Genomic DNA, 26,099 nt, shown 5'->3' with positions numbered 1-26,099 from the left:
AGCTGTTTTTGTATTAGTAACAGTAGGTAATAACTTAATTATTATAATATGTTGTTAATAGTTGCTAGTATATTAGTAGAGTTAAGATAACGAAGATTGAGGAAAAAGTTTTGCTAAAACATCAGAGCAATGTGAAAGAGGATGATTTGGATGAAGATAATACTTAATCTAGCAAACTCTATTACTTTAGTCAGGACTGTTTTTGTTATTCCCATAATAGTATTACTTTATTTTGAAGGTCCAATAACTTGTTTTTTAGCTACATTACTTTTCTGTATTGCTTCTGTTACAGATTATCTTGATGGTCATATAGCTCGTAAAGAAAATATGGTGACAAGTTTTGGTAAATTTCTTGACCCATTAGCTGATAAACTTCTTATTTGTTCTATTCTTATTATGTTTGTGAAGTTAGATTGGGTTCCTGCATGGGTAACTATTATTATCATTGGTCGTGAACTTGCTGTTACAGGCCTAAGAGCTATTGCAGCAGATGAAGGAATTATTATTGCAGCAGATAATTATGGAAAAATTAAAACAATTCTTCAAATGGTCGCTATTGTTCCTCTTCTTTTACACTATTCCTTATTTGGTATAGATTTTTATAAGATAGGACTTTTTTTACTTTACATAGCCCTTATTCTCACTGTACTTTCAGGAGTAAAGTATTTCTATAGTTTTTATAAAAATTGGCAATATAAATAAGGATAACAAGTGTGTATAGTGTATCTAGTAGATCAGCTTTTTTAAAGCTTGGAGTATTATCGATAGCTATCTTATTAAATATTATACTTGTAGTTAGACTAGTTTGGGGTGCTCACAGTCTTATTTCTTATCGGGAATTGATTTTGCAACATAAATCTATTACTCAAGAGTTACAGAAATATGATGATACTATTGCAAGGTTAAGTCATGAGATACAATTATTGCATAGTAATCCCAGTTATATTGAAAAGATGATAAGGCAACATCTAAATTTTGTAAAAGATAATGAAATATTATATTTAATTACAATAAAAAAAGATTAATTAGGTCCTAGGAGTCACCTAAATGACCCCCAAAATCGAATGGTTTCAGGAAATATTAGAACAAGAACCAAGCTCTAGAGTTTTTTTCCCTCTTGCAAAGCTTTTATTTGAGTCTGGAGATGTTACAAAAGCACTTGAGACACTAAGACATGGTCTTGAACATCATCCAGATTTTCTTGAAGCAAGACTTTTTTTAATACATCTTCTATATAGTATTGGAGATATGGAAGGTTGCTCATCTGAAAGCATTTTAATTGCTAATCTTTTTAATCAATATCCTGATTTTTGGGCAGCATGGGGACAATCTGGTGCACAGGTTGGAGGTGACTTTGGTCTTTATATGGGTTTAATATCAGCTCTTGTATTATACCCAGATTTGACGCTAAAAGAATTTTTATCTTATGGTTTAAAAGGATTATCTGAAAGAAAATCAACAGAGTTTTCACATTATTCTAACACTAAACAGTCATTTGCCTCACTACAGACAAGCTCACAGTCATCTGGTATAGTTCAGTCTAGTAATGATATAGTTGACATAGAAGAAGTCGGTGATAGTGAAGAGCTTTTTTTTGATCGTCCGGAGGATATGGCAGTAGTATCTAAATCTAAGGATGATTCTTTTCCAGTTTGTACACGTTCAATGGCAGAAGTCCTTGCTGAACAAGGAGATATTGTAAGTGCAATAAAAATTTATCAAGAATTAGAGTCTCAAGCTACTAATCATGAAGAGATAGTTTCTTTACATGCAAGAAAAGTAGAGCTTAGTGAAATGTTAGCACAGGCTAGGAATGCGTCTAGTTTTAGTAGTTCTACTACGAACAGTTATAATATCAATCATCAGGCTGAAGTTATTGCTATGTTAGAGGCCTTAGTAACACGTCTTGAAAAAAGAGCAAAAGGTTAAATTTATATTCTAGGGATCAGGAGTTATTAATGTCCCGTAATATTTTTATAGTTCTTTGTCTGGGACTAACAATTATTATCACAGGTTGTGGTATTCAGAGTGTTTCAAATTCATGGAAAAGGACAAAAAAGTTCTATGGTAGCTATATTAATAAACCAGCTTGTATTAATTACTCAGATACTGATAAGTTAGATGAAAAAGATGTTATTCTAGCTTCAAGAATGATGGGTATTGATACACAGCTTGAAGCTCTTCAACGGTACCTTCAAAACTCAGACAAACCCCCATCTGATGAAAGTATTATAGCATTATTAAATACATTTCCTTGGTTATCTGGAGTTGTTCTTATTGAACCAAACGGAGAACTAATAGCACAAGAGCCAGAGAATCTATTAGAAAAATCTGATTTAGCCAAAATTATAGAGGCTAAGCCAAGAGGAAAGATGTTGCGTGATATTCGAGCAGCAGTTCAAGAAACAAGTATTGGACCCAAAGTATTTTTTTCTGTACCTGTATATGTTGACTCAGATATGAAAGCACTTTTTGTTGTATATTTTGACATAGAGAAGTTATCATTATATTCACCATATAGTAAGGCTCTAGTTATCTTTTCTCCAGAAGCTGTATTATGGTCAGGGCAGTTTTCATTTGAAGATACCCCCCTTGCTAAAGAAAATTGGGAATCATTACTAAAAAATTCGGTTAGTGGTAGGGTATCTAACCAAAATGGAGAATTTTTTTGGTTATCTCACTTTATAGGTAATCAAGAAATAGTTTTTGCAACACCTGTATCTGGAAAGTTTTTTGAAGAAACTAATCAGTGTTTCCTTGTTGATTTGCAAGAAAATACAGAAATAGAGGCTCAAAATACGTTATTAGAAAACTCAGAAAATCCATAGCTAATTCAGTTAAAATATGAGTAAGCAGGGGGTTGTTCTGTTACGTAATAGGTAGTATTCCATTACATAATCTGTATGTGTAATTTAATTTGTCGTCTTTATTAGGAGAAGACATGTCTTCTGAAGTTACTGTGACCGAACATCTCCTTTTGCAGCAGCAGAGGGCTCCTCAAGCAACAGGACATTTTACATCTTTATTTCATGACTTAATTTTATCAGCTAAAATTATTTCTCGAAGTGTAAATAAAGCAGGATTACTTGATGTACTTGGGGGGACAGGTGATATTAATATACAGGGAGAGAAAGTACAAAAGTTAGATGAATTTGCAGATAAAGTCCTTCTGTATAGAATGGAACGCTCAGGTGTCTTATGTGCTATGGCTTCTGAGGAACACGCAGAGTTGATCAAAGTTTCAGCTGCATTCCCTCGTGGTGATTATATCCTTATATTTGATCCTTTAGATGGCTCTTCTAACATTGATGTAAATATTAATGTTGGGACTATTTTTTCTATATTACGTCGTAAGCCTGGTAAAACTGGAGATGTTGAACTTGATGAAGTATTACAGCCAGGTTCAGAACAAATTGCTGCTGGATATTTTTTATATGGTACATCAACAATGCTTGTTTATACTGCTGGACAAGGTGTTCATGGATTTACATTAGATCCTAGTGTTGGTGAATTTTTACTTTCACATACTGATATTAAAATACCAGACGAAGGTTTTATATATTCAGTAAACGAAGGTTATTGGGATTATTGGGATACACCCACTCGTGAAGCTGTAATGTATTTTAAGCAGCCATCTTCTAAAGAAAAAGTACGATCAGCAAGATATGTTGGCTCTTTAGTCGCAGATTTTCATAGAACGCTTCTTTATGGTGGAGTCTTCATGTATCCATCTGATAATCGTAAGGGGAAAATGCATGGAAAGCTACGCTATTTATGTGAAGCTTCACCACTTGCTTTTGTAGCTGAAAATGCTGGAGGTGCTGCAACTGATGGCCTTTATAGAACTTTGGATTATGTACCATTAAGTTTACATAACCGAGTTCCACTAGTCATAGGATCTAAGAAAGATGTTGAGGCTGTTGCTAACATCTATGCAAAGTATAAGTAATATATCTATATATAATCTACCATATTTTTTCCTATTTCTTAACTAGTAATCATCTTAATTCACTATTTTATTTAATTATTACATCATATTATTTATTATTCTTATGTTATGTCTTGGAATTGAAACATCTTGTGATGAGACTGCTGTTGCCCTTGTTGAAAATGGAAAATGTATAGGTTCTATCTTAGGAACACAAGCACCTTTACATGCTCTATTTGGTGGCGTTGTTCCTGAGCTTGCATCTCGAGAGCATTATAGGTGCCTTGGACCATTATATGATAAACTTATGGAAGATGCGAAGGTTACCTTAGCTGACTTAGACGTTATTGCTGTAACACGTGGACCAGGTTTATTGGGAGCACTACTTGTTGGGTTAGCTTTTGCAAAAGGTCTAGCATTAGCATCTGGTAAGACTTTAATAGGTATTAATCATCTACATGCTCATCTCCTTGTGGCAGCTATTGAGGAACCTATAGAGTATCCAGCATTAGGACTCCTTGTTTCTGGAGGTCATACACACATTTATAAAATAGATGCTCCAGATATTTTTATTCTTTTGGCAAGAACATTGGACGATGCTGCTGGTGAAGCCTGTGATAAGTTTGCAAAAATGTTAGGGCTACCTTATCCTGGTGGAGTTATTATTGATAAATTAGCTCAACAAGGAATCCCAGATCCATATTTGTTTCCTCGACCATATATACATAATTCAGAACTAGATTTCAGCTTTAGTGGTCTTAAGACGTCTGCTGCAATGTATCTAAAGCAATATCCTCAACTTATTGAAGAAGGTCAACGTTATTGTTCAAATAATAGTAAAGTAGCCATTAAAGAAGAGCTTTATAATGTTTGTTCCTCCTATTTACTTGCGATTTCTGAAACACTATATATAAAGATGGAAAGAGCACTTCAAAAATATACTAATGAGATAAAAACTATTATTGTTGCTGGAGGGTTAGCTGCAAATTCTTTTGTCCGTCAAGCTATGCATAATCTTGCTATCAATTATAATAAAAAAATATTGTTACCTGAACAAAAGCTTTGTACAGATAATGCAGTAATGATAGCTTATTATGGAGAGTTATTAGCAGAGAAAGGATATTGTCATAGATTAGATCTTTCTGCTATTCCAAGAGGACAACATATTCCAGATGACATGGTGAAAGTATAATTTTACTATCATCAATGAAATTATAACATAGTAATGCTTTCATCTTGACAGTTTTTATAACTAGCTTCTAAAGTATAACAGTTGTTTTTATTAAAAGATGATAGTTCTCTATTAAGGAGGAACCTATGGCTGCCCAAGTTACAGATACAAATTTTGATACTATTGTTTTAAAATCTAATAAACCAGTGTTAGTAGATTTTTGGGCTCCTTGGTGTGGGCCATGTCGTGCTATTGGTCCTATTATAGACGAAATAGCTCTTGAGTATGCAAGTGATATACATGTAGTAAAGTTGAATGTAGATGAAAATACGATAACACCTGGGCAGTATGGTATTAAAGCTATTCCTACACTTATTCTCTTTAAAAATGGTGAAGTGGTAGAGCAACTTACAGGAGCTGTCTCTAAAACAAGTATTATTACTATGCTTAAAGAAAAGGCGTTATCATGAAGCAATACGACAGTATTGTCGTAGGTGGTGGACCTGCAGGTTTAACTGCTGCATTATATTTATGTCGTTCAGGATTATCTGTAGCACTAATAGAAATGCTTGCCCCAGGAGGTCAACTTCTGAAAACAGAAGAGGTTACAAATTATCCCGGATTCCCTTTAGGTATTAAAGGTTGGGAGTTAGCTGACTTTTTTTCAGCACATCTCGACGGATATACACTTACTCGTTATAATGATAATGTAACTTCTTTTATTCATACTCCAGGTGAAAATAAGCTTACAGTCGGTGAAAAAGACATTATTGGGAAAAGTATTATTATTTGTACAGGTGCTTCCCCTAAAATGTTAGGGTTGCAGAGAGAAAGCGAGCTTAGAGGTCGAGGTGTTTCATATTGTGCATTATGTGATGGAAACTTTTTTCGTGATCAGGTTGTAGCCGTTGTTGGTGGAGGAAATACAGCCCTTGAAGAAGCGTTATATCTTTCTCGTATTGTAAAAAAATTGTATTTAATACATCGTCGTGATAAATTTCGTGCAAATAAACATTATCAAGATAAAATAATGGCTACTACTAATAAAATAAAGCTTATTTTAGATAGCCGTATCACTATGCTTCATGGTGAAAGTGAGCTTGAAGCTCTTGAAGTTGAAAATGTTAAAACACAAGTGATATCAAAGATTGAAGTAAGTGGTTTATTTATCTTTATTGGTTATGAGCCAAAAAGTGATTTTTTACCTTCAGAACTTGCTTTAGACGCAAGTGGTTTTGTTTTAACAGATAGTGAGATGAGAACAAATTTACCAGGTGTTTTTGCTGCTGGTGACATACGTTCAAAGCAATGTCGTCAAGTGGTTACAGCTGTTGGTGATGGAGCAACAGCAGCAACAGCAGCCTTTAGCTATATTGAACAATTGGATGTTTAATTTATATGTATATTCGTTATGTAGTATTAGTTATAATGTTAGTTTATCTTCCTGGTTGTGGTATAATTGATTATTTTGCAGTACCTAGGCCTGAACAAACAGCACAAGAACTTTATGAAAATGCAAAAGATGCAATGGAAGAAAAACATTATGCACAAGCAGCAGAGTATTATGAAAAATTAAAAGATAATTATCCACTTAGTCCATATACAGTTGAAGCAGAGCGTGCACTTGGTGATGCTCTTTTTTTTGATGAAAAGTACGCTGAAGCTGTAGAAGCTTATAAAGAATTTGAGACGCTTCATCCTCGTCATCCAGATATTCCATATGTCTTATATCAAATTGGAATGTCAAATTTAAAAACTTTTATTTCTATTGATAGGCCAACAACGTCTATACAAGAAGCTTATGAGTATTTTCAAAGAGTTCAGGAAACTTTCCCTGATTCTCCCTATGCTGAAGCTGCTGTAAATGAAATGAAAGCTTGTCGATTGATTATGGTAGAACATGAACTTTATATTGCTAATGTATTTTGGAATATGGGTAAGTATGGTCCAGCATGGAAGAGATATACCTTTATTTTAGAAAACTTTTCTGATGTTCCTAGTGTGTCTGAGTATACAAAAGAAAGATCGTTAGCAGCATATTTTTTATACAGGAAACAAGAGTCACAAGCTGAAAGAGAACAAATTCATGGTAGTTGGAAAAGGTTATTTAATTGGTTGTAATGTATAACTTTGACTGTATCCTATGCAAGTTATAGTATATTTTTACTGTAGGTATAGCATAAGAATAGAGTTACTATATGATAGTATAATATAAATTATTATTATTATTATTATTATTAGCTAGTTATCATTATCAACTTTATCAGTTTTATTAGTCGTAGGGGTGATATCAATTTCATCAGGTTCAGAACTTGAACGTTTAAAGTTGCGTATAGCTTTTCCTAGCCCTCCCCCAATCTCAGGGAGTTTTTTAGCGCCAAAGATAATAACTGCTATGACAAGAATTACTAAGAGCTCTTGCATGCCAATACCATACATATTGCCTCCAATTATCAGTATAGAATATCTATTCAATATCTATAGGTCAAGGATTTGGAATTAATCTAACTATATTTAAATATATCTTTTACTATGTAATTACACCTGTTCTTTTTAAAAAGAAAGTGTTTCCATTTGTTATATAAGATAACATTAAGATAAGGATTTATATGTCATATAATAACTCGTTATTTAACCAAGTAAAAAATATATTTCCTCAGGGTATAGTAGGAATTATTTTTGACTGTGATGGTGTTATTATTGATTCTAAAAGTATTAATGTAGGTTATTTTAATAAAATACTTCAAGAGCTTGGTTATCCTAATATGACAAAAGAAGAAGCAGATTATGTGCAGATGGCTTCTGTGCAAGATGCTATGAACTTTCTTATTGCACATGAAGATAGAGAAAAACTAAAAGAAGTAACACAACGTTTTTCTTATAAAAATGAAGTATTACCGCACCTTAAGATAGAGCCAGGATTGATGAATTTATTACATTGGTTAAAAAGTAGAGGAATACAACTTGGTATTAATACAAATCGAGTTTCCAAAGGAATAAATGATGTGCTACTTTCATTAGATTTAAATGGATTTTTTGATCCTATTATAACATCTGATCTTTTTCCTGCAAAACCAGATCCTGAAGGACTTCTAACAATACTAGAAATATGGAATACTGAACCTTCTAAAGTAGCTTTTATTGGAGATAGTTTAACTGATGAAGGAGCAGCTCGTGCTGCTTCTATACCATTAATAGCTTATTGCAATACATCTCTTTCTGCATCAATACATATTGAGAAATTTTCAGACTTATATGATGCCCTTCAAGGTCTTTATCAATAAGTAAAAAAATGGTATTGGATACTAGCTATATTCCTTAGAGTTTATAGGGAATTATAAGATATTAAGGGTTATAGAACATTTGAGGAAGATTTTATTGGAGGGACTATGTTTGTTTTTGGAAATATTTTATTAGGTATTGCAAGGGTTCTTGATATTATTCTTTCTTTGTACTTTTGGATTGTCATTATAGCTGTATTATTAACATGGGTAAGACCTGATCCATATAATAATATTGTTCGTATGTTTTATGCCCTTACAGAGCCAGTTTTTTATAAAGTTAGAAAATTTCTTCCTTTTACACTTGTTGGTGGGTTAGACTTATCTCCTATTGTTGTCTTGATTATTATACAGTTATTACAAACAATTGTAGTTCGATCATTATTTCAGTATGCAGGGATGCTAGAAGGATAAGTCTACATTCATAAAAAGATATGAGAGAAACTAAAGGTTATACTTAATCCTACATTAATTTATACGGTAGTGACAACCTATACTTTTTGTGTTGAGAAGTGCTTTTTGGGTTATAATATAAGCAGTTTGACTACCATGAAAGAGATCTATAATTGGTTTTGAAATAGGAGTATTTTTATAAAAATCATGAAGATGTCTTGAAAGATCCCTAAGTTCTTCAAAAGCTCTCTTGAGTCGACTACCTGTTCGGCAAATTCCTACATAATTCCACATAATGTGTCGTATAGAAGTCCAGTCTTGTGTAATAAGTGCTGGATCATCATTTTTTTCATTACCTGTACACTCCCAATTTGGAATAGCATTGATAATACGTGTAGATAAAAAGTTCTTTTTATTTTTTTTTCGGGAAATATGTAATCCTGTGCTATAACCCCATAGTAACCCTTCAAGTAATGAAGTACTTGCAAGGCGATTAGCTCCATGTACACCTGTACAACTACATTCTCCAACAGCAAACAATCTTGAAAGAGAGGTTTGTCCTTGGGTATCAGTAAGAATCCCGCCACAAAAATAATGGGCTGCAGGAACAACAGGGATAGGAGAATTTTTTATTGAAAGACCTTGTTGATAACAATAATTATAGATAGTAGGAAAACGTTTGGTAATATCATGTGATACGTTTGAAAGATCTAGGTATACACATTGTTCTCCAGTATGTAATAATTCTTCCATAATTGCTCTGGCAACGATATCACGAGGTGCAAGTTCAGCACGTGTATCATATTTTTTCATAAATGCTTTACCTTGTGTATTCGTAAGCTTTGCACCTTCACCACGTAATGCTTCAGTAATTAAAAATTTTTGTGTTTTATTACAACTATATAAAGCAGTAGGGTGAAATTGTATATATTCTAAGTCAGTGAGTTTAACACTTGCACGATGCGCCATAGCAATACCAGAGCCTATAGAAGCCTCTGTATTTGTAGTATGAAGATATATTTGTCCTATTCCTCCTGTTGCTAATACTGTCCAATCTGCAAGTAGTGTTTCTACTTCATTTGTCTGTTCGTTAAAAACATATGCTCCTAAACACTGATTCTCAGGATTATAACGATATTCTTTCAGTTTTGCATGATGATGTGTTGTAATAAGGTCTATAGCTGTTCTATGAGTAAGGATTTGAATATTAGAAGTTTTTTGTATTTCTTTTAGAAGACCTTCCATAATAGATTTTCCTGTATGATCAGCACAATGAATAATCCGAGCAGAGCTATGTCCTCCTTCACGAGTAACACTCCATGTTCCTTTCTGTTTATCGATTTCAAATGGAATACCTATACGTTCTATTAATAGACGATGAACTACTTCTGGTCCTTTTTTACAAAGGAAACGTACAGCTTTTAAATAGTTATGTTGATGGCCTGCATTGAGGATATCATTTTCAAGCTGTTTGTTATCATCTTGTGAATGGAAAACAATACCTCCTTGAGCAAGCTGAGAATTACCACCATCAAGTTCTTTACTAGGAACAATAAGTGTGATTTCAAATCCTGCATCTGCTAAGACAAGTGCTGTAGTTACTCCAGCAATGCCACCACCAATAATAAGTACTTGAGAGTAATATCGGTGTTGATTCATAAATAATACCTTGACTATTTACTTAGAGTCATTGGTTTTGATATAGTTCTATACAGTAATAATTTGCATCATACGTTCAAGTGCTGCACGAGCAAACGTTTTAGTTTCCTGTTCAATTGATATTGGTGTTGCATTATTATTAGCAATACTATGTAGTGTGGTATAAAGTTTATCAGGGTTACATTTAGCCATATGTGAACATGCACTTGCTCTAAGTGGAGTGGTTTTTATTCTATGTTTATGTTCATTTTTAAGACGACTAACAAGATTAATTTCAGTTCCAATAACAATATGAGAACCATCAGGAGCATTTTTAGCATAATTAATAATGAAAGATGTTGAACCTACTGCATCAGAAGCCTTTACAACTTCTGGTGTACATTCAGGATGTACTACAATAGTACAATTAGGATAATTTTCTCTTGCTAAATGGATATGTTGCATAAGGAATCGTGCGTGAATGGCACACAGTCCTGGCCAAACAATAATATCGGCTTGTTTAGATGCTTCAAGATCTGCAACATCCCCTTTTTTTCGGATATCAAGAATATGTAAGTTTTTTTTAGGAATACCTATATTTTTTGCAGTATTATATGCTAAATTTTTATCAGGAAGAAAAAAAACACCATCTCCTTCATTTAGAGCCCATTTTAATACTTTATCAGCACTAGAGGAAGTGCAAGTCGCTCCACCATATTTTCCAACAATAGCTTTGACATCGACTTCAGTATTAACATAAGCAACAGGAATAAGTTTTCTTCCAGAAGCAGTAAGTTTTTTAAATAGTCGTTCTATAAGATATGCAGGGCTCATAAGAGACATAACGCAATTGGCTGCAGGTTCAGGAAGGTAAACAGATTGTTCTTCTTTTGCAAGTAATGCTGCAGATTCAGCCATAAAATAAACACCACAAAAAACAATATGTTCTGAGTCCAAATGAGCAATACGTTGAGCTAGCTCAAGAGAGTCACCTGTGTAGTCACAGTGATCAATAACTCCTTGTTCTTGATAATGATGTCCTAATATAGAAACTTGATTTCCAAGTGATGACTTTAGGCTTGTTATATGTTTACTTTTTTCTTCTTTATTCAAAAAGCGACTCATACCCTTTTCTCCCTTATAACACGCATGCTAAAATCAGCAGCTGATGCAGAGTTTGTAATACATCCTACAGAGACATAGTGAGGCTTATATTGGCTAGTTACAATATTTTTGAGATTATTAAGAGTAATACCTCCACTTACTTCTACTTGAATAGATTTAGGGATAACCATAAGTGATGAGCAAAGAGTATCTATAGACATATTATCAAGCATAATACGGTTAACTTGGCATTCAACAGCTTCAATGACTTCACTATGGTTTCGACATTCTACTTCAATAGGCGGACAAGGGTTATATGTGTTACGTAATGATTTAACTGCATTTGTTAATGAACCAGCTTTATCAATATGGTTGTCCTTTATTAGTAATAATTCTTCTAGATTACATCTATGATTCATGCCACCACCACACAGAACAGCATATTTATCTGGATAACGTAATCCAGGCAGAGTCTTGCGAGTATCTAATAGTATAATATCAGAGCCTTTAAGAGCATTAACATATTTTTTAGTAGTAGTTGTGATCCCAGAGAGATGACTAATAAAATTCAGTATAGTCCTTTCTGTTTGGAGTATAGTAAAGGCAGGGCCAATAATCTCTGCTATAGGTGTATTTATAGGAACTTCTTGACCTTCATCTACAAGGATATTTAATACATAGTCATTATGAGTAAGAGAAGATAATTGCATAATAATAGGGATAACAGGCAGTCCTGAAACACATGTCTGTTCTTTAGCAATAATTTGTGTATGGATTTGTTCTGTGGAAGAAAATATTCCTTTTGAAGTAAAATCTATCCCGTCTTCTTCAAGAGCTAATTTGAGCATTGTTATAAGAAGATTATAAGGTTTACCTTGAAAGTATTTTGAAAATGTTGGGCAATGCATATAATTTTTTTACTTATAATTAAGACTAGAGATTATATTTATAAAAATTTTTCTTGCCGGATAGGAAGTTGGATCATATACCCTAACTTTGCTTAGAAACAGATTAAGAATTGAAACTATAATAGTACTTTTTATAGTTAATAAGAATCATTAAAATTAAGTATCATGGCAATTTTCGTCAAGCAGTTTTGGATGCCCTAAAAGATTAAGTTTATTATCTGAGAGTAATATGAAATTGTCTCATAAAATACGTCCACATAGTTTAACTAGGGAGAATATTTCTCGACTAACTGATTATACAGCAGTAGCAATTTCATTAAATCATTTAAAGAATAATAAAGACTTTATACATCCAGCAGATATAGCTGAATACTTAGAAACACTCTCTACTGAGAAACAACTTTCTTTAGTACAAAATCTTCCTGTAGAGGAAGCAGCAGAAGCTCTTGCAGAGTTGAGTGAGGATGTAGCTGGAGATATATTAGAACATCTTGATCCTGCAGATGCAGCTAAAATTATTTCAGAAATGTCTCCTGATGATGCAACAGATGTTCTTGATGAAATAGATAAGGAGCATAGGGATGCATTATTAGATAACCTTGTTGAAAAAGATGCAGAAGAACTTCGCAAGCTGTTATCATTTGACCCAAATACAGCAGGCGGGATTATGAATACAGAAGTGTCTATGTTTAAACAAGACATTACTGTTGATGAAGCTATTACACAAATTCGTACTACTATAGAGTATAAAGAAATTATTTATTATGCATATGTTATTGATGAAGAAAGTAGACTTGTTGGTGTTCTTTCTTTAAGGGATTTAATGTTATTAAAACCTGGAACTGTATTACAGCATGCTTTAAAGCATCAAGATCTTATTGTTGCTTATTATGACACTGATAAACATGATGTTGCTAAGGAAATTAGTCATTATAACTTGATGGCTATACCTGTTATTGACTATGAAGGCCATCTTCTTGGTGTTGCTACATATGATGATATTATTGATATCATTCAAGATGAAGCAAGTTCTGATCTTTTAGGAATGGTAGGGGCAGGCCAGGATGAAACCGTAGATACCCCATGGTATGTATCTGTTTTTATGCGATTACCTTGGCTTATTGTTAATATGTTAACTTCTGCATTGTCTGCATTTGTTGTTTATTTATTTGAGGGTTCGATTGCACATATGGCTATTTTGGCAGTCTTAATGCCTATGGTTGCTAACCAAGCAGGTAATACAGGTCAGCAGGCATTAGCTGTTATGATTCGTCAACTTGCAACAGAACGTTTTGAAGTTAAAAGAGCATGGCTTGCTGTTTTTCGAGAAGGTAAAATAGGTATTACTTCAGGGTTAATTATGGGGCTTTTTGTTTCAGTTATTGTAATGTGGATGACACAAAATGTTGTATTGGGTTGTGTAATGGGTGGTGCTCTTATGACGGATATGGTTGCAGGATCCCTTGCAGGGGGAGCTATTCCTCTTTTCTTCCGTTATATAGGGCGTGATCCTGCTCAAGCTTCTAGTATTTTTCTCACAGCTATAACAGATAGTTTTGGTTTTTTTATTTTTCTTGGTCTTGCAACTCTTTTTTTATTATGATGCAATGTTTAAAAAGTTATATTATCGGCCGAAAATTTTGTTAAAGACTTTTTCTGCTGTATTTTGAATAGACTCTTTTGCATTTTGGGGTAAAGGAAGCTTATCAAAAATATCCTTTTCTTTTTTATTAAGTATCTTTGTTATAGCACCTTGTAATAGTCTTGCAGGGTCAACTCGATATGATGGGTTTGATAAGTCACCATATATATGAAGTGGAATAACAGTATCTTTTACAGCAATATCAACATTAATTTTCATAGTGTTATTAGGAAGTAAAATTGAACCATTTGCTGCTGCAGCAACTGGAGTTCCTTTAAGAATAAATTGTTCTATATTAATAGTTCCATTAACAGCTTTTAATTTTCCATTAAGTTCTGTGAAGGGTTGTTGTGATATCCGAGTAAGTTCTGGGCTTTGGACAGGTAATGCACCAAATTGAATATTAATATCTTTTCCTTCAATAGTGGCTTTACCATTTAATGTTTGCTTTAACTGTATACTATTTGATCCTGTGGTTGTTATTTCTGCAGACAGATCAACAGTACCTTTTTTGATTATAGCTGTTTTAGAAATATCACTAAGAAGGGATGTAAGATTAATATGTGAGCCTGTAATTGTTGCTTCATATCTTGGGTTAGATGCAGTAAGATTTCCTTTTCCTTTTACAGAAATAGGACTTTCGTAAAAAATAAAAGTACATGGATCAAGGACATAATTTGATGGATTACCATGTAGTTGACTATTTAATTTTTCTATATGTAATTTAGATATAATAATACTATCAGCAGTTAACTTAAGATCTAATGTTGGAAGTGAAGAAGAGATTGTTTGTTGTTGAGTGTTTTTTATAGTATGTTGAGCAGTAGTTACAGATGATGTTTGTATTAGATTTTTTGTTACTGGTGTATGTTTAGCAAAAGATATAGGTAGGTATTGATCAAGATTAATAGTTGTTAGGGAAAGATTTCCAGAAAGTTTATTAGGAAGATTTAGAGCTAGCTTTCCGGTAACTTGGCTATCATCAAGCATAATTTTGAGATCTGTTAGTTGAATATATTGTCCATTAACTTGTACTTTACTTTGAGCAGAGAAGTTCTCAAAAATTTTTGTTTCAGGAGTGATAAGCATCATTCCTAAGGTGCTAGCAAGTTTTTTTAATGAACCAGACGCATTAATTACTGCTGTTCCTTGAAGTTTATTAAGTTCTAACGAACCATTAGCATTTATTTTAAATTGATCTAGTTTTACTTGTATATCTGATTTTTCTAACAAATTTTTATCAAAAAGGTAGCGTCCATTTCCTTCTATAGTTATGGGAGTTGAGACTGTTAATCCAGTTTTAGGATTAATAATAAATTTTATATGTTCTATAGAAAGTATATTTTTATCAAGAATAATTGATACATTCCCTTCTGTTACAAAGGAAATATTTTCTGGTTGAAATAACGCTTGAGTATGTATAGAAATTTTACCTGTGCTTTGAGGATAAATATTTTTTGCAGTTAATTGTAGTCCGGTAAGTATTATCTGTTTACGTCCATCAAAAAATTTTAACATCCCATCTTTTATGGTGACAGAGGAAATACTTATTTCTGGAAGTTGAAAGGATGCTTTTTTATCTTCTTGAGGATTAATGGCATTAGTTGAAGTTACTGCAGCTGTAGATTGTATTTTTTTATTTTGTGCATTTTTCTTTTGTATAATAATGGAAGGTTGTTCAAAAAATATTTCATCAATAGCAATAGTACCAGTAAATAATTTTAAGAGAGAAAATCTAAAGACACACTTTATTAGCTCTACAGAAATTTCATTAGTATCAGGGTTTCCCCAAGAGGATTTTCCAAGTTCAATCCCAGGGGTGGGGAAAAAAGAAAGACTTGGTATACTATCTGTGTAAAGTGGTTGTCCTGTGGCAGACTCAACAGCCTTTGAAATAGCTAACGTAATTTTATCTTTATTGGTATATATGAATATGGCGATACCTGATATAAGTAGAATAATAATAACAAATAGTATAATAAAAAATTTCTTCACAATTTTCCCCTCACTACTTAGAATGGAAATAATTTTTTAAGATAGTATTGTTAAGCCTTATTAGCAAGGTATAAGGCTTTATATATTCTAGGAACTTGTTTTATACCTTGTATGACTACATAGTAGAATTAAATTTTATATAGTAAGTATTAAAAGGAAATTATATGCCAGCATATGGAGATCTTGTTTGTATTATAACACCAAGAGGTAAATCTAAACTTTATCGAATTGAAAAAAATCAGGATATACATACACAAGATGGCATTCTTAAGGTGGATGACATTGTACATGCATCATATGGGACTGAAATTTTTACTACACTTGGTACACCCTGTTGCATTCAACGACCTACTATTAATGATATTATTAGAAATACTAAAAGACAAACACAAGTGCTTTATCCAAAAGATATAAGTTATATTTGTATACGTCTTGGTGTTGGGCCAGGAAGAACAGTTATTGAGGCAGGCACAGGTTCAGGAAGTTTAACTATGGCATTATCATGGTTTTCAGGCCCAACTGGGCATGTACACACCTTTGAGGCACGAGAAGAATTTTATACTCTTGCAAAGCATAATTTACAATGGGCTGGATTAGGAGATAATGTAACTATGCATCATCAAGATATATCAGAAGGTTTTGGTCAGGTAACAGGGGCTGATGCCTTATTTCTTGATGTGAGAACACCCTGGGAATACCTAACATTTATTCCTAAGGCAGTATCTCCTGGAGCATCGTTAGCTTTTTTTGTACCTACTACAAACCAAATAAATGAACTTTTACTTGGTTTAGATAATGGTCCATTTGATAATATAGAGATTTGTGAAATTTTGATTCGTCATTGGAAGCCTATTATTGATCGAATTAGACCTGAAGATAGAATGATAGCTCATACAGGATTTCTTATTTTTGCACGTCATCAAGAGCATTCTTCTTCTTGGAATAAATATAAAATATTAGGAACCCGTGAGCGAAAACAAGAGGCTGCTCGTAACAAGAGAATGAAAGCTGACGTTCAACATATAGATGAATAATACATGAAAATTACTATTCAAAATTTTTCTAAGTCTTTTGGTGGACAAGATATCTTTTCAGATTTTTCGTTAGATATTGATTCTGGTATTCGGTTATGTGTTTCTGGTCCAAATGGATGTGGTAAGTCTACGTTATTACGTATTATTGCTGAAGTTGATATACCTGATTCTGGAAGAGTGATTATTCCAAAAGGAACTCGTATAGGATATGTAGAGCAAGAATTAGCTCCTAGTGCTCTGGATGTTTCTTTACTTACATGGGTTCTTGAAGTTCTACCTGATTGGCATGACTTTTGGGCTACATGGGAAGAAGCTATTCAAGCAAATGATTCAAAGAAGTTATCAGAGCTAAGTTTAAAACATACAGAGCTTGAAACTCTATATGGATATCATCCTGAATATAAAGCAAAAGAGATTCTTTCTGGTTTAGGTTTTACTGATAATATGTTTGATTTACCACTTTCTAAACTGTCTGGTGGTTGGAGAGAAAGGGCAAAGTTAGCTAGAGTTTTAGTTGCTGGTGCAGATGTTCTTTTATTAGATGAACCAACAAATCATCTTGATATTGAATCTGTTGAGTGGCTTGAAGAGTTTTTAAGAGAATATAAAGGGATACTCATATTTGTAGCTCATGATAGGGTTTTCATGGATAATGTTGGTACACATATTTTATACCTTGGTGGATTGAAGCCAGTTTTTCGGAAACTCACATTTTCACAATTTATGGTGTTACGTGAAGAAATTGAAGAACAAAAAGCACGAGAAACACAACGTATTACAGATGAAATTGAAAGGAAAATGGAATTTGTGAGAAGGTTTGGTGCTAAGGCTACAAAGGCACGCCAAGCATCGTCTCGGCAAAAGATGGCAAAAAAGCTTGAACAGGAGCTTGAAGAATATAAACCTGAAATCAAGCGAAAAGAGCTTAAGTTTATATGGCCAACCCCTCTTAAGGCTGATAAAGTTATTCTTTCTGCAGCAGCATTATCATTTTCTTTTCCAGATGGTCGTCAATTATGGCCTTCTCTTACGTTTAGTCTTTTAAATGGTCAACGTATTGCACTTGTTGGTCCTAATGGCTGTGGAAAATCAACATTGCTCAAGATTATTGCAGGACAACTAAAATCTACAGGAGGTTCTCTAACCCTAGGATCAGGGGTACGGTTAGGTTATTATAGCCAACATCAGACAGAAATACTAAATACTTCAGGTACAGTCCTTGGAGAAATAAGGAGACTTTCTGATCCTAAAATGACAGAAGAAGAACTTATGAGTGTTCTAGGATTATTTCTTCTTGGACAAGGATATTTTGATCGCACTATTCAAATGCTTTCTGGTGGGGAAAAGGCTAGGCTTGTACTTGCGTCTCTTTTTCTTAATAAAGCAAACTTTTTAGTTCTTGATGAACCAACAAATCATCTTGATTTAGAGAGTCGTGAAGCACTTGTTAATGCACTTAGTAATTTTAGTGGTACTCTTCTTGTTGTAGCTCATGATCGTTATTTATGTTCTAATGTAACAGACGAAGCTTGGGCTCTTTCTTCTGAAGGACTTACTCGATATGAGCAAGGTTTTTTACAGTATGATGAAGCTAGAAAACAGGGGTTAAAGCAAGTAACAATAGTTGAAACTCAGGATAATCAAAAAAATTGTCTTACCCAAAAAAATAAAAAAAATAGCGTTATTAGTTATAGTCGTGATGAACTAAAAAGTTTAAAAAGAGAACAAGCTAAAAAGAGAAATGAACTGTATAATACGATAAAGCCAAAGCAAATAGCTTACAAACGTCTTGAAGAAGAGCTTTCTATTTTATTAGAAAAACAGCATAATCTTGAACAACTATTAGCCACTCCTGCAGGGCATGGAAGTGGAATAGAAACAGCAAAACTTCTTAAGCAATTTAGTGAAGTAAAAGATCAAACAGACAGAATTATAGATAAGCTTGAAAAACTTGAATTAGAAATTAATGCATTAGAACAACAACGTATAGCTATTTCCTAAAAAATACTTTGTATGTTGAGTAGGCAATTTATTTTAAGCGAGAAAATATGTGGGAAAAAATATTACTTCAGAACGATTAGCAAAAATTAAACATGTCCTTTCGTTACGACAAAAAAATTTGACACTTGTATTAGCAAATATACATGATCCACATAACGTATCTGCTATTTATCGTAGTGCAGATGCTTTTGGCATTGATACAATACATCTTTATTACACAGATACACCTTTCCCAAAGTTAGGTAGTAAAAGTTCTGCTTCAGCAAAAAAGTGGGTAAAAACTATCTACCATCAGTCTGCTAATAAACTTATTAGAATGTTAAAAGAGGATAACTATAAAGTAATTGCTACAAGTTGTACGTCACAAGCTCAACCATTATTATCACATAATTTTACTGGTTCAACAGCTATTATTATGGGTAATGAACATGCTGGCGTCCCTCCAGAACTTACAGGATTAGTTGACAGTGAACTTTATATTCCTATGTATGGTATGGTTCAAAGTTTTAATGTTTCTGTTGCAGCAGCTATTATTTTAGCAGAAGCTTCACGTCAAAGGTTATCTGCAGGTATGTACAATACACCAACATATACTGAAACTGAGTTTGCAACTAATCTTAGTTTATGGATAAATAAATAAATTGTAATTTGGTTAGTTAAAATAGGATAGAGTAGTAGGATGCATATCCATCAAAAAATGAGTGATAATTTATTTATCTAAATGAATTATATTATATATGTTAATTAGTTTTTAAGTTAATCAAGTTTTATATATTATCATATAGGTTAGTCAGTTAACATTTTTTAATTAATTTAAGATATTGTAAGGCTCCAGTTTGTTTAATAACTAATACTAACCAAATACTTTTAAATTATGATGGGTAACTTATAGAATTAAGCTATGTTGCTATAAGTTTCAGAAGGTGAAGCCGAAAGACCAGGCTCTAAGTCCTCAAATGCAGTGTAATTTGCAAGGTAAGCAAGTGTAGCTGTTCCAATAGGTCCATTACGTTGTTTACCTATAATAATTTCTGCCGTACCTTTTTTAGCATTATCTTGTTGTTTATGGTAGACTTCATCTCTATAAATAAACATGATGACATCTGCATCTTGCTCAATAGCTCCTGATTCACGTAAGTCAGAGAGTTGAGGTCGTTTATCTGTCCGATCTTCAAGTTTACGATTTAATTGTGACAATGCTACCACAGGAATATTGATTTCTTTTGCTAATGATTTAAGTGAGCGTGAAATTTCTGAAATTTCTTGTTCACGAGAATCAGTACGTTTATTACCACGCATAAGTTGAAGATAATCAATAACAACAAGACCAACATCTGATTCTATTTTCAATCTACGAGTTCTTGCACGTAACTCAAGAGGAGATAGTGCTGGTGTATCATCAATAAATATAGGCGCTTGTCCTAGAACATCTGCAGCATGATAAAGTCTACTCCACTCATCACTATTTAGATATCCATGTCTTAAATGAGAAAGATCAACTTTACCCCATGCACATAACATTCTCATCATAAGTTGATTCATAGACATTTCAAGTGAGTAAATAGCAACAGGAGTACCTTGCTGGATAGCAGAACGCATAGCCATATTTAAACTAAAGGCAGTTTTTCCCATAGATGGACGTGCAGCAACAATAATAAGATCTGAAGGTTGCAGACCAGCTGTGAGTTTATCAAGCCTATTATAGCCTGTTGTGATTCCAGTAACTTGCTCTTTACGTTCAAACCGTTTTTCAAGTTCTTGAAAGACATTAGAAATAAGATCTTTAGAGCTTTTAAATGCTTTTCCTACCGTGCGCTCTGAGATAGAAAAAATAGTTTGTTCTGACTCATCAAGAAGCGAATCTACATTACAAGAAGGATCAAAACAGTTTGTTATAATTGTTGAACAGGCATTAATAAGAGTACGATGAAGAGATTTATCTCTTACTATTGTTGCATAATATTCTGCATTAGCACCACTAACTACTGTTTGTGCTAATTCTGCTAAATAGGAAGCACCACCAACTTGTTCAAGCAACCCTTGGTCATTTAGAAAAGCTGCTACAGAGACTAGGTCAATAGGTGCACTTTTTCTATATAACTCACAAAAAGTTGTGTAAAGAATTTGATGGCTGGGAATATAAAAATCTTCAGCTCTAACAATATCTATTAATGTATGAAAAACAGTATTACGTAAAAAAATGCCACCAAGAACTGCTTGTTCAGCCTCAACATTATGCGGAGGAACTCTACGAAGCAAATCATGTGATACATGATTTACGGAAGAATCATTCTTATTTTTTACATTAAGAGATGAAGAGTTACTCTGCGTGTTCTTCTTGGAGTTCTTTTGTAGATTCTTCTGTTTCGGTTCTGTCTGGAGTATCGTCATACAGTTTTTCTTCAGAGGCTACATTTACAATAAATTCTGCAATAACATCAGCATGTAGCCGTACGCGTACAGTATGTTGTCCAAGTGTACGAATAGGTGCATCAAGCAAAATACGGCGTCGATCAATATCTATACCTTGTTCTGCTAGTGCATGACCAATAATGCTTGTAGTAACAGAGCCATAAAGTTTATCATTATCACCAGCACGCATGAGTACAGTAACAATTAATCCTGAAATACGTTTAGCTAATTCATCTGCTTTAGAACGTATATCATTCATTCGTTCTTGTAGCTTTTTAAATTCTAATTCAAATACTTTCATGTTTCCTGGTGTTACAAGCATAGCAAGACCTTGGGGTAATAAGTAGTTTCGCCCATATCCTGATTTTACTGTAACAATATCTCCAAGACGGCCTAAGTTTTCCACATCAGAACGTAAAATGACTTTCATAGTTAGTCTCCTAAATATTACTCTTTCTTTTTACATCAGAAGAGTGACTAGATGTAAAGAAAAGTAGTGCCATTTGTCGAGCACGTTTAATCTCTGTGGAAAGCAAACGTTGATGTTTTGCACAAGTTCCTGTAATACGACGAGCAATAATTTTTCCTCGTTCTGTAATATAGTCTCTTAATATATCAGGTCGTTTATAATTTAAAGGAAGCTCTTTATCTGAACAAAAACGACAGAATTTACGACGAGGAGCAAATTTTTTCTTAAAAGTCATATTATACTACCTCCTCGAGTTGTTTTTCTTCAATGTGTTCTTCAAGTTTAATCGTCATGAATTTAAATATTCCATTAGTAATGCGTATAATACGCTCTAATTCTTCTATAATATTTGGATACGTTGTATATTCAAGAAGAACGTAATACCCACGCATGTGTTTTTGTACAGGATAAGCAAGATCTCTCATACCCCAGTGATTTACAGTAAATTGTCCTTTATTTTTTTCAATAATACTAACAAGCTTTACTAGTAGTGCTTCACGTGCATCTGGAGAAAGTTCTGGAGATAAAAGTAATAATGTTTCAAATTTTCTCATGATAAAAAATCCCCTTATGGACTTATGGTCTATTCTCAATTGAATAGACAAGGTTAAGTTAGGAACTTTTTAGATGTCTTTATATATCTTTGTCAAGATATAATTATAACAATAAAAAAGTAACTTGTTTATCTTTGATTACATAGAATGAATAAATTAAGCATTAGTACATTAGTTAGAGTGGGTTATATTAGTTTTCAACTATAAAAGCCATATGAGTTAAGAAGTAATTCTTGACGCTTATGTGCTGCAGATAGACGTTTATGTAGGGTTAATGCATAATTGGCAATATCAAGTTCTTTACGGGCAACCCCAGATGCTATAGCAGCTTGAGCTACAGCTGGAGCAACCCACTCAAGTAGACGTAGATCAAGAGCTTTTGGAATGATATAGTCAGGGCCAAATTTAAGATTTTTAACATTATAAGCCATACATATGGATTCAGGTACAGATTCTTTGGCAAGTGCTGCAATGGCATAAGCTGCAGCAATCTTCATTTCTGTATTAATTGTTGTTGCATATGTATCTATTGCTCCACGAAAAATAAAAGGGAATCCAAGGACATTGTTGACTTGATTAGGAAAATCAGAGCGTCCTGTAGCCATGATAGCGTCAGGTCGTATTGATTTTACTTCATTGTAACCAATTTCAGGAACAGGATTTGCACATGCAAAAATGATAGGTGTTTTAGCCATTGTTTCAACCATTCTTTCAGTGATGACTCCAGGAACAGAGCAACCAATAAAGCAGTCTGCACCATCTATTGCTTCACTAATGGTTGTATATGTTTTTTGTGTAGCAAATTCTTTTTTTTCTTGGTTAAGGTTTGTTCGAGAGACATTAATATGACCTTCAGAGTCAAACATTGCAATATTTTCAGGAGTAACACCAAGAATTTTAAACAGACGTCCACATCCAATAGCAGCTGCTCCTGCACCAGAAATGACCATACGGATATCTTCAATTTTCTTGTTTGCAATTTCTAATGCATTAAGAAGTGCTGCAGATGAAATAATTGCAGTTCCATGTTGATCATCATGAAATATAGGGATATTCATTTCATTTTTTAGTCGCTCTTCAATGGCAAAGCATTCTGGTGATTTAATATCTTCAAGGTTAATTGCACCAAATGTTGGTTCAAGTGCTTTAATAACTTCACAAATATGATCAATCTCTGTTGCTTTAATTTCGATATCATAACAATCTATATCAGCAAATTGTTTAAAAAGGATAGCTTTTCCTTCCATAACAGGTTTTGCAGCTTCTGGACCAATATTCCCAAGTCCTAATACAGCTGAACCATTAGAAATGATTCCAACTAAGTTTGCTTTATCTGTGTATAGAAATGAAGTATCTTTATCTTCAGAAATAGCTAGGCAGGCTTCTGCTACACCAGGACTATAAGCCATAGAGAGATCTTTTTGTGTTTTACATGGTTTTATAGGAAATACTTCAAGTTTACCTGGTCGGGGTTCACTATGGTATTGAAGTACTTCTTCTTTTGTAACTAAAGCCATAACCGCTCCTTTAAGTTGTTCTCAAAAAGAATATAGTCTTATATGTATTAATCTATTTACTATTGTATAGATACAATAGGTCATAAAAAATATTCTATTATTATTCTACTGTTATTATATAGAATATAAATGTGTTATGGCTATTGTAACTCACAATATGTTGTATAAAGCATGTATTGTTAAATACCTAAATTATTGTAGCCAGCATCAACAAAAAGAATTTCACCTGTTACTCCTGATGATAGGTCTGAAGCTAAAAAAACAGCAGATTTACCTACATCTTCGATAGTTACATTACGTTTTAATGGTGAATGTTCTTCTATATGATTAAAAATTTTTTTGAAGTCAGAAATACCAGAGGCAGCTAATGTTTTAATAGGACCTGCACTGATAGCATTAATACGGATGTTTTTTTCGCCTAACTCGACAGATAAGTATCGTACAGAAGATTCAAGAGCAGCTTTAGCTACACCCATTACATTATAATGAGGAATTACTTTTTGAGCACCATAATATGTCATCGTAAGAACAGAAGAGCCATGGACAAAGAGTGGTTCAAATGCATGACATAATGTGATAAGAGAATAGGTAGAAATATCTAAGGCTAAGTGAAAACCATCACGTGATGTTTCAATAAAACGTTTTGTTAAATCTTCTCTGTTAGCAAAAGCTACAGAATGAACAAGGACATCAATATGCCCCCATTCTTTTTGAACCAGTTTTACAGCTTCTTTAATTTCATCATCTTTACTAACATCACATTGGAAGATAAAATCTCCATTTAACTCCTGTGAAATAGGTTCCACACGTTTTTGGATAGCATCATTAACATAGTTAAATGCTAACTTAGCACCATGTTCTTTAAAAGATGAAGCAATTCCATAGGCAATACTTTTGTTATTAGCAATTCCAAGAATAAGGCATTTTTTATTTTTTAAGAGCATAGGGACCTCTTACTCATAGTATTTTATATTTGCAACGCATTTATATACCAATATTTTCTCCTGTCAAAATAGTATAGGCTTCATGGTATTTATCATAGGTTGTTTGAATAACATCTTTAGGTAGGTTGGGGGCAGGGGATGTTTTATTCCATAGCTGTGTTTCAAGCCAGTCTCTTAGATATTGTTTATCAAAACTTGGTTGACTTTTACCTGGTATATAGTTTTTTGTAGGCCAAAAACGTGATGAGTCTGGTGTGAGTACTTCATCTATTAGTATGACTTGTCCATCAAGTATACCAAATTCAAATTTTGTGTCAGCAATGATAATCCCACGATCTTCAGCCCAAACCGAAGCTTCATTAAACATAAGGAGAGAAAGTGAAGCTACTAATGTAGTAGTATCTTTCCCTAAGAGATGCTCTGTTGTTTCTATTGAAATATTTTCATCATGTTGACCCAAATCTGCTTTTGTTGATGGTGTAAACAGTGCTGTTGCTAATTTTTCAGACTCTTTTAGTCCTGGAGGAAGAGGATAACCACAAATAGAATTAGTTGTAAGATAATCTTTCCAGCCAGATCCAGAGATATACCCACGGACAATACATTCAATAGGCAATGGCGTTGTTTTTTTTACTAAAACAGATCGTCCTTCAAGTAAATTTTTATATGGCTCAAGGTTGCTGGGAAAGTTATCTACATTGCTTTCTATTATATGATTTGGAACAAGGTGTTGAAATTTTTTCATCCAAAATAGAGTAAGTTGGTTGAGGATGATACCTTTATAAGGAATAGGTTCTTGTAAAATAACATCAAAAGCAGACATTCTATCTGTTGTTATAATAAGAAGGGTATTTTGATCAATAGAGTAAATATCACGGACTTTACCACGACTATAGAGAGGAAATTCTTTGAGGTCTGTGTTTGTTACAACTTGCATAGTAAGATACCTAACGAGTTATTAAGAATGAAAGAATAATTCAATATATTTTTAACTGCGTGTTAATAACGTATTATATATACAGTTCGCAAGTAGATACTTATCATACCTTTCATAAAGTTTTATAAAAATTTTATTTGATTTTTTACTTGGTTATTAGCCTTGTTACTA

The 26,099-nt window shown here is 33.3% G+C and carries 27 protein-coding genes; 15 read left to right on the top strand and 12 right to left on the bottom strand.

From position 1 onward, the window contains the following. The first annotated feature begins 159 nt into the window (after positions 1 to 159). The 9 genes from pgsA to LI_RS02015 all read left to right on the top strand — a co-directional run bounded on the left by pgsA (position 160) and on the right by LI_RS02015 (position 7,220). Positions 160 to 702 (top strand): CDP-diacylglycerol--glycerol-3-phosphate 3-phosphatidyltransferase, encoded by a 543-nt coding sequence (gene pgsA / locus LI_RS02055; protein ID WP_041817078.1) that lies wholly within the window; start codon positions 160 to 162, stop codon positions 700 to 702. An 11-nt stretch (positions 703 to 713) separates the two neighbouring features. Next, on the top strand, positions 714 to 1,025 hold the full coding sequence (locus LI_RS02050; RefSeq protein ID WP_011526457.1) for an FtsB family cell division protein: 312 nt from the start codon (positions 714 to 716) through the stop codon (positions 1,023 to 1,025). A gap of 22 nt (positions 1,026 to 1,047) precedes the next feature. Then, the gene (locus tag LI_RS02045; RefSeq protein WP_011526456.1) at positions 1,048 to 1,929 is read left to right on the top strand and encodes a tetratricopeptide repeat protein; all 882 of its coding nucleotides are present in this window, start codon (positions 1,048 to 1,050) and stop codon (positions 1,927 to 1,929) included. Positions 1,930 to 1,958: 29 nt separating this feature from the next. Beyond that, the gene (locus tag LI_RS02040; protein ID WP_011526455.1) at positions 1,959 to 2,828 is read left to right on the top strand and encodes a hypothetical protein; all 870 of its coding nucleotides are present in this window, start codon (positions 1,959 to 1,961) and stop codon (positions 2,826 to 2,828) included. Between the two features lie 113 nt (positions 2,829 to 2,941). Next, positions 2,942 to 3,949, top strand: a complete 1,008-nt coding sequence (gene fbp, locus LI_RS02035) for a class 1 fructose-bisphosphatase (protein ID WP_011526454.1) — start codon at positions 2,942 to 2,944, stop codon at positions 3,947 to 3,949. A 103-nt stretch (positions 3,950 to 4,052) separates the two neighbouring features. Further along, entirely contained in the window at positions 4,053 to 5,120 is a 1,068-nt protein-coding gene (tsaD, locus tag LI_RS02030; protein ID WP_011526453.1) for a tRNA (adenosine(37)-N6)-threonylcarbamoyltransferase complex transferase subunit TsaD, read from the top strand. 125 nt (positions 5,121 to 5,245) lie between these two features. Next, the gene (gene trxA / locus LI_RS02025) at positions 5,246 to 5,569 is read left to right on the top strand and encodes a thioredoxin (protein WP_011526452.1); all 324 of its coding nucleotides are present in this window, start codon (positions 5,246 to 5,248) and stop codon (positions 5,567 to 5,569) included. Continuing rightward, positions 5,566 to 6,492, top strand: coding sequence for an NAD(P)/FAD-dependent oxidoreductase (locus tag LI_RS02020; protein WP_011526451.1), 927 nt, complete (start codon positions 5,566 to 5,568; stop codon positions 6,490 to 6,492). The genes trxA and LI_RS02020 overlap by 4 nt, the downstream gene beginning before the upstream one ends. A gap of 5 nt (positions 6,493 to 6,497) precedes the next feature. Then, a complete protein-coding gene (locus LI_RS02015) occupies positions 6,498 to 7,220 on the top strand; it encodes an outer membrane protein assembly factor BamD (protein ID WP_011526450.1) in 723 nt (240 codons plus the stop codon). A gap of 120 nt (positions 7,221 to 7,340) precedes the next feature. Here LI_RS02015 and LI_RS02010 read toward each other — a convergent pair whose 3' ends face one another. After that, positions 7,341 to 7,538 (bottom strand): twin-arginine translocase TatA/TatE family subunit, encoded by a 198-nt coding sequence (locus tag LI_RS02010; protein WP_015353725.1) that lies wholly within the window; start codon positions 7,536 to 7,538, stop codon positions 7,341 to 7,343. 170 nt (positions 7,539 to 7,708) lie between these two features. Here LI_RS02010 and LI_RS02005 point away from each other — a divergent pair, with 170 nt between their 5' ends. Together LI_RS02005 and LI_RS02000 are read left to right on the top strand one after the other, a co-directional pair. After that, entirely contained in the window at positions 7,709 to 8,383 is a 675-nt protein-coding gene (locus LI_RS02005; RefSeq protein WP_011526449.1) for an HAD family hydrolase, read from the top strand. Positions 8,384 to 8,488: 105 nt separating this feature from the next. Further along, positions 8,489 to 8,794, top strand: coding sequence for a YggT family protein (locus LI_RS02000; RefSeq protein WP_011526448.1), 306 nt, complete (start codon positions 8,489 to 8,491; stop codon positions 8,792 to 8,794). A 54-nt stretch (positions 8,795 to 8,848) separates the two neighbouring features. On the opposite strand, the gene nadB is transcribed toward LI_RS02000, so the two are convergent. The 3 genes from nadB to nadC are packed head-to-tail and all read right to left on the bottom strand — an operon-like array spanning position 8,849 to position 12,423. Beyond that, entirely contained in the window at positions 8,849 to 10,432 is a 1,584-nt protein-coding gene (nadB, locus tag LI_RS01995) for an L-aspartate oxidase (protein ID WP_011526447.1), read from the bottom strand. 48 nt (positions 10,433 to 10,480) lie between these two features. Further along, positions 10,481 to 11,536: a quinolinate synthase NadA gene (gene nadA / locus LI_RS01990; RefSeq protein ID WP_011526446.1), complete on the bottom strand. Its 1,056-nt coding sequence runs from the start codon at positions 11,534 to 11,536 to the stop codon at positions 10,481 to 10,483. Continuing rightward, the gene (gene nadC, locus LI_RS01985; protein WP_011526445.1) at positions 11,533 to 12,423 is read right to left on the bottom strand and encodes a carboxylating nicotinate-nucleotide diphosphorylase; all 891 of its coding nucleotides are present in this window, start codon (positions 12,421 to 12,423) and stop codon (positions 11,533 to 11,535) included. The genes nadA and nadC overlap by 4 nt, the downstream gene beginning before the upstream one ends. A gap of 229 nt (positions 12,424 to 12,652) precedes the next feature. On the opposite strand from nadC, the gene mgtE reads away from it, so the two are divergent. Beyond that, positions 12,653 to 14,026, top strand: coding sequence for a magnesium transporter (gene mgtE, locus LI_RS01980; RefSeq protein ID WP_011526444.1), 1,374 nt, complete (start codon positions 12,653 to 12,655; stop codon positions 14,024 to 14,026). Between the two features lie 21 nt (positions 14,027 to 14,047). Here mgtE and LI_RS01975 read toward each other — a convergent pair whose 3' ends face one another. After that, positions 14,048 to 16,060 (bottom strand): AsmA family protein, encoded by a 2,013-nt coding sequence (locus LI_RS01975; RefSeq protein ID WP_011526443.1) that lies wholly within the window; start codon positions 16,058 to 16,060, stop codon positions 14,048 to 14,050. 164 nt (positions 16,061 to 16,224) lie between these two features. Here LI_RS01975 and LI_RS01970 point away from each other — a divergent pair, with 164 nt between their 5' ends. The 3 genes from LI_RS01970 to LI_RS01960 are packed head-to-tail and all read left to right on the top strand — an operon-like array spanning position 16,225 to position 19,735. Beyond that, the gene (locus LI_RS01970; protein ID WP_011526442.1) at positions 16,225 to 17,094 is read left to right on the top strand and encodes a tRNA (adenine-N1)-methyltransferase; all 870 of its coding nucleotides are present in this window, start codon (positions 16,225 to 16,227) and stop codon (positions 17,092 to 17,094) included. 3 nt (positions 17,095 to 17,097) lie between these two features. Continuing rightward, a complete protein-coding gene (locus LI_RS01965) occupies positions 17,098 to 19,095 on the top strand; it encodes an ABC-F family ATP-binding cassette domain-containing protein (RefSeq protein ID WP_011526441.1) in 1,998 nt (665 codons plus the stop codon). A 49-nt stretch (positions 19,096 to 19,144) separates the two neighbouring features. Further along, entirely contained in the window at positions 19,145 to 19,735 is a 591-nt protein-coding gene (locus tag LI_RS01960; protein ID WP_011526440.1) for a TrmH family RNA methyltransferase, read from the top strand. Between the two features lie 254 nt (positions 19,736 to 19,989). Here the strand turns inward: LI_RS01960 and dnaB are convergent, their stop codons facing one another. From dnaB to LI_RS01925, 7 genes are all read right to left on the bottom strand, one after another. Next, complete coding sequence (dnaB, locus tag LI_RS01955) at positions 19,990 to 21,486, bottom strand: replicative DNA helicase (protein WP_223604098.1); 1,497 nt, start codon at positions 21,484 to 21,486, stop codon at positions 19,990 to 19,992. After that, a complete protein-coding gene (gene rplI / locus LI_RS01950) occupies positions 21,416 to 21,937 on the bottom strand; it encodes a 50S ribosomal protein L9 (RefSeq protein WP_011526438.1) in 522 nt (173 codons plus the stop codon). The genes dnaB and rplI overlap by 71 nt, the downstream gene beginning before the upstream one ends. Positions 21,938 to 21,947: 10 nt before the next feature. Then, positions 21,948 to 22,211 carry a 30S ribosomal protein S18 gene (gene rpsR, locus LI_RS01945; protein ID WP_015353724.1) on the bottom strand — a complete coding sequence of 88 codons (264 nt, stop codon included), beginning with the start codon at positions 22,209 to 22,211 and terminating at the stop codon, positions 21,948 to 21,950. A 1-nt stretch (position 22,212) separates the two neighbouring features. Next, positions 22,213 to 22,530, bottom strand: coding sequence for a 30S ribosomal protein S6 (rpsF, locus tag LI_RS01940; RefSeq protein ID WP_011526437.1), 318 nt, complete (start codon positions 22,528 to 22,530; stop codon positions 22,213 to 22,215). Between the two features lie 197 nt (positions 22,531 to 22,727). Continuing rightward, positions 22,728 to 24,047: a malic enzyme-like NAD(P)-binding protein gene (locus LI_RS01935; protein ID WP_011526436.1), complete on the bottom strand. Its 1,320-nt coding sequence runs from the start codon at positions 24,045 to 24,047 to the stop codon at positions 22,728 to 22,730. A gap of 179 nt (positions 24,048 to 24,226) precedes the next feature. After that, complete coding sequence (locus tag LI_RS01930) at positions 24,227 to 24,991, bottom strand: enoyl-ACP reductase FabI (RefSeq protein ID WP_011526435.1); 765 nt, start codon at positions 24,989 to 24,991, stop codon at positions 24,227 to 24,229. Between the two features lie 40 nt (positions 24,992 to 25,031). After that, complete coding sequence (locus tag LI_RS01925) at positions 25,032 to 25,928, bottom strand: phosphoribosylaminoimidazolesuccinocarboxamide synthase (protein WP_011526434.1); 897 nt, start codon at positions 25,926 to 25,928, stop codon at positions 25,032 to 25,034. Positions 25,929 to 26,099: the final 171 nt, after the last annotated feature.

The organism is Lawsonia intracellularis PHE/MN1-00, from assembly GCF_000055945.1.
Taxonomy (GTDB): domain Bacteria; phylum Desulfobacterota; class Desulfovibrionia; order Desulfovibrionales; family Desulfovibrionaceae; genus Bilophila; species Bilophila intracellularis.
Note: the sequence above shows the minus strand (reverse complement) of the source record. Positions and strands in the feature narration are given on the sequence as shown.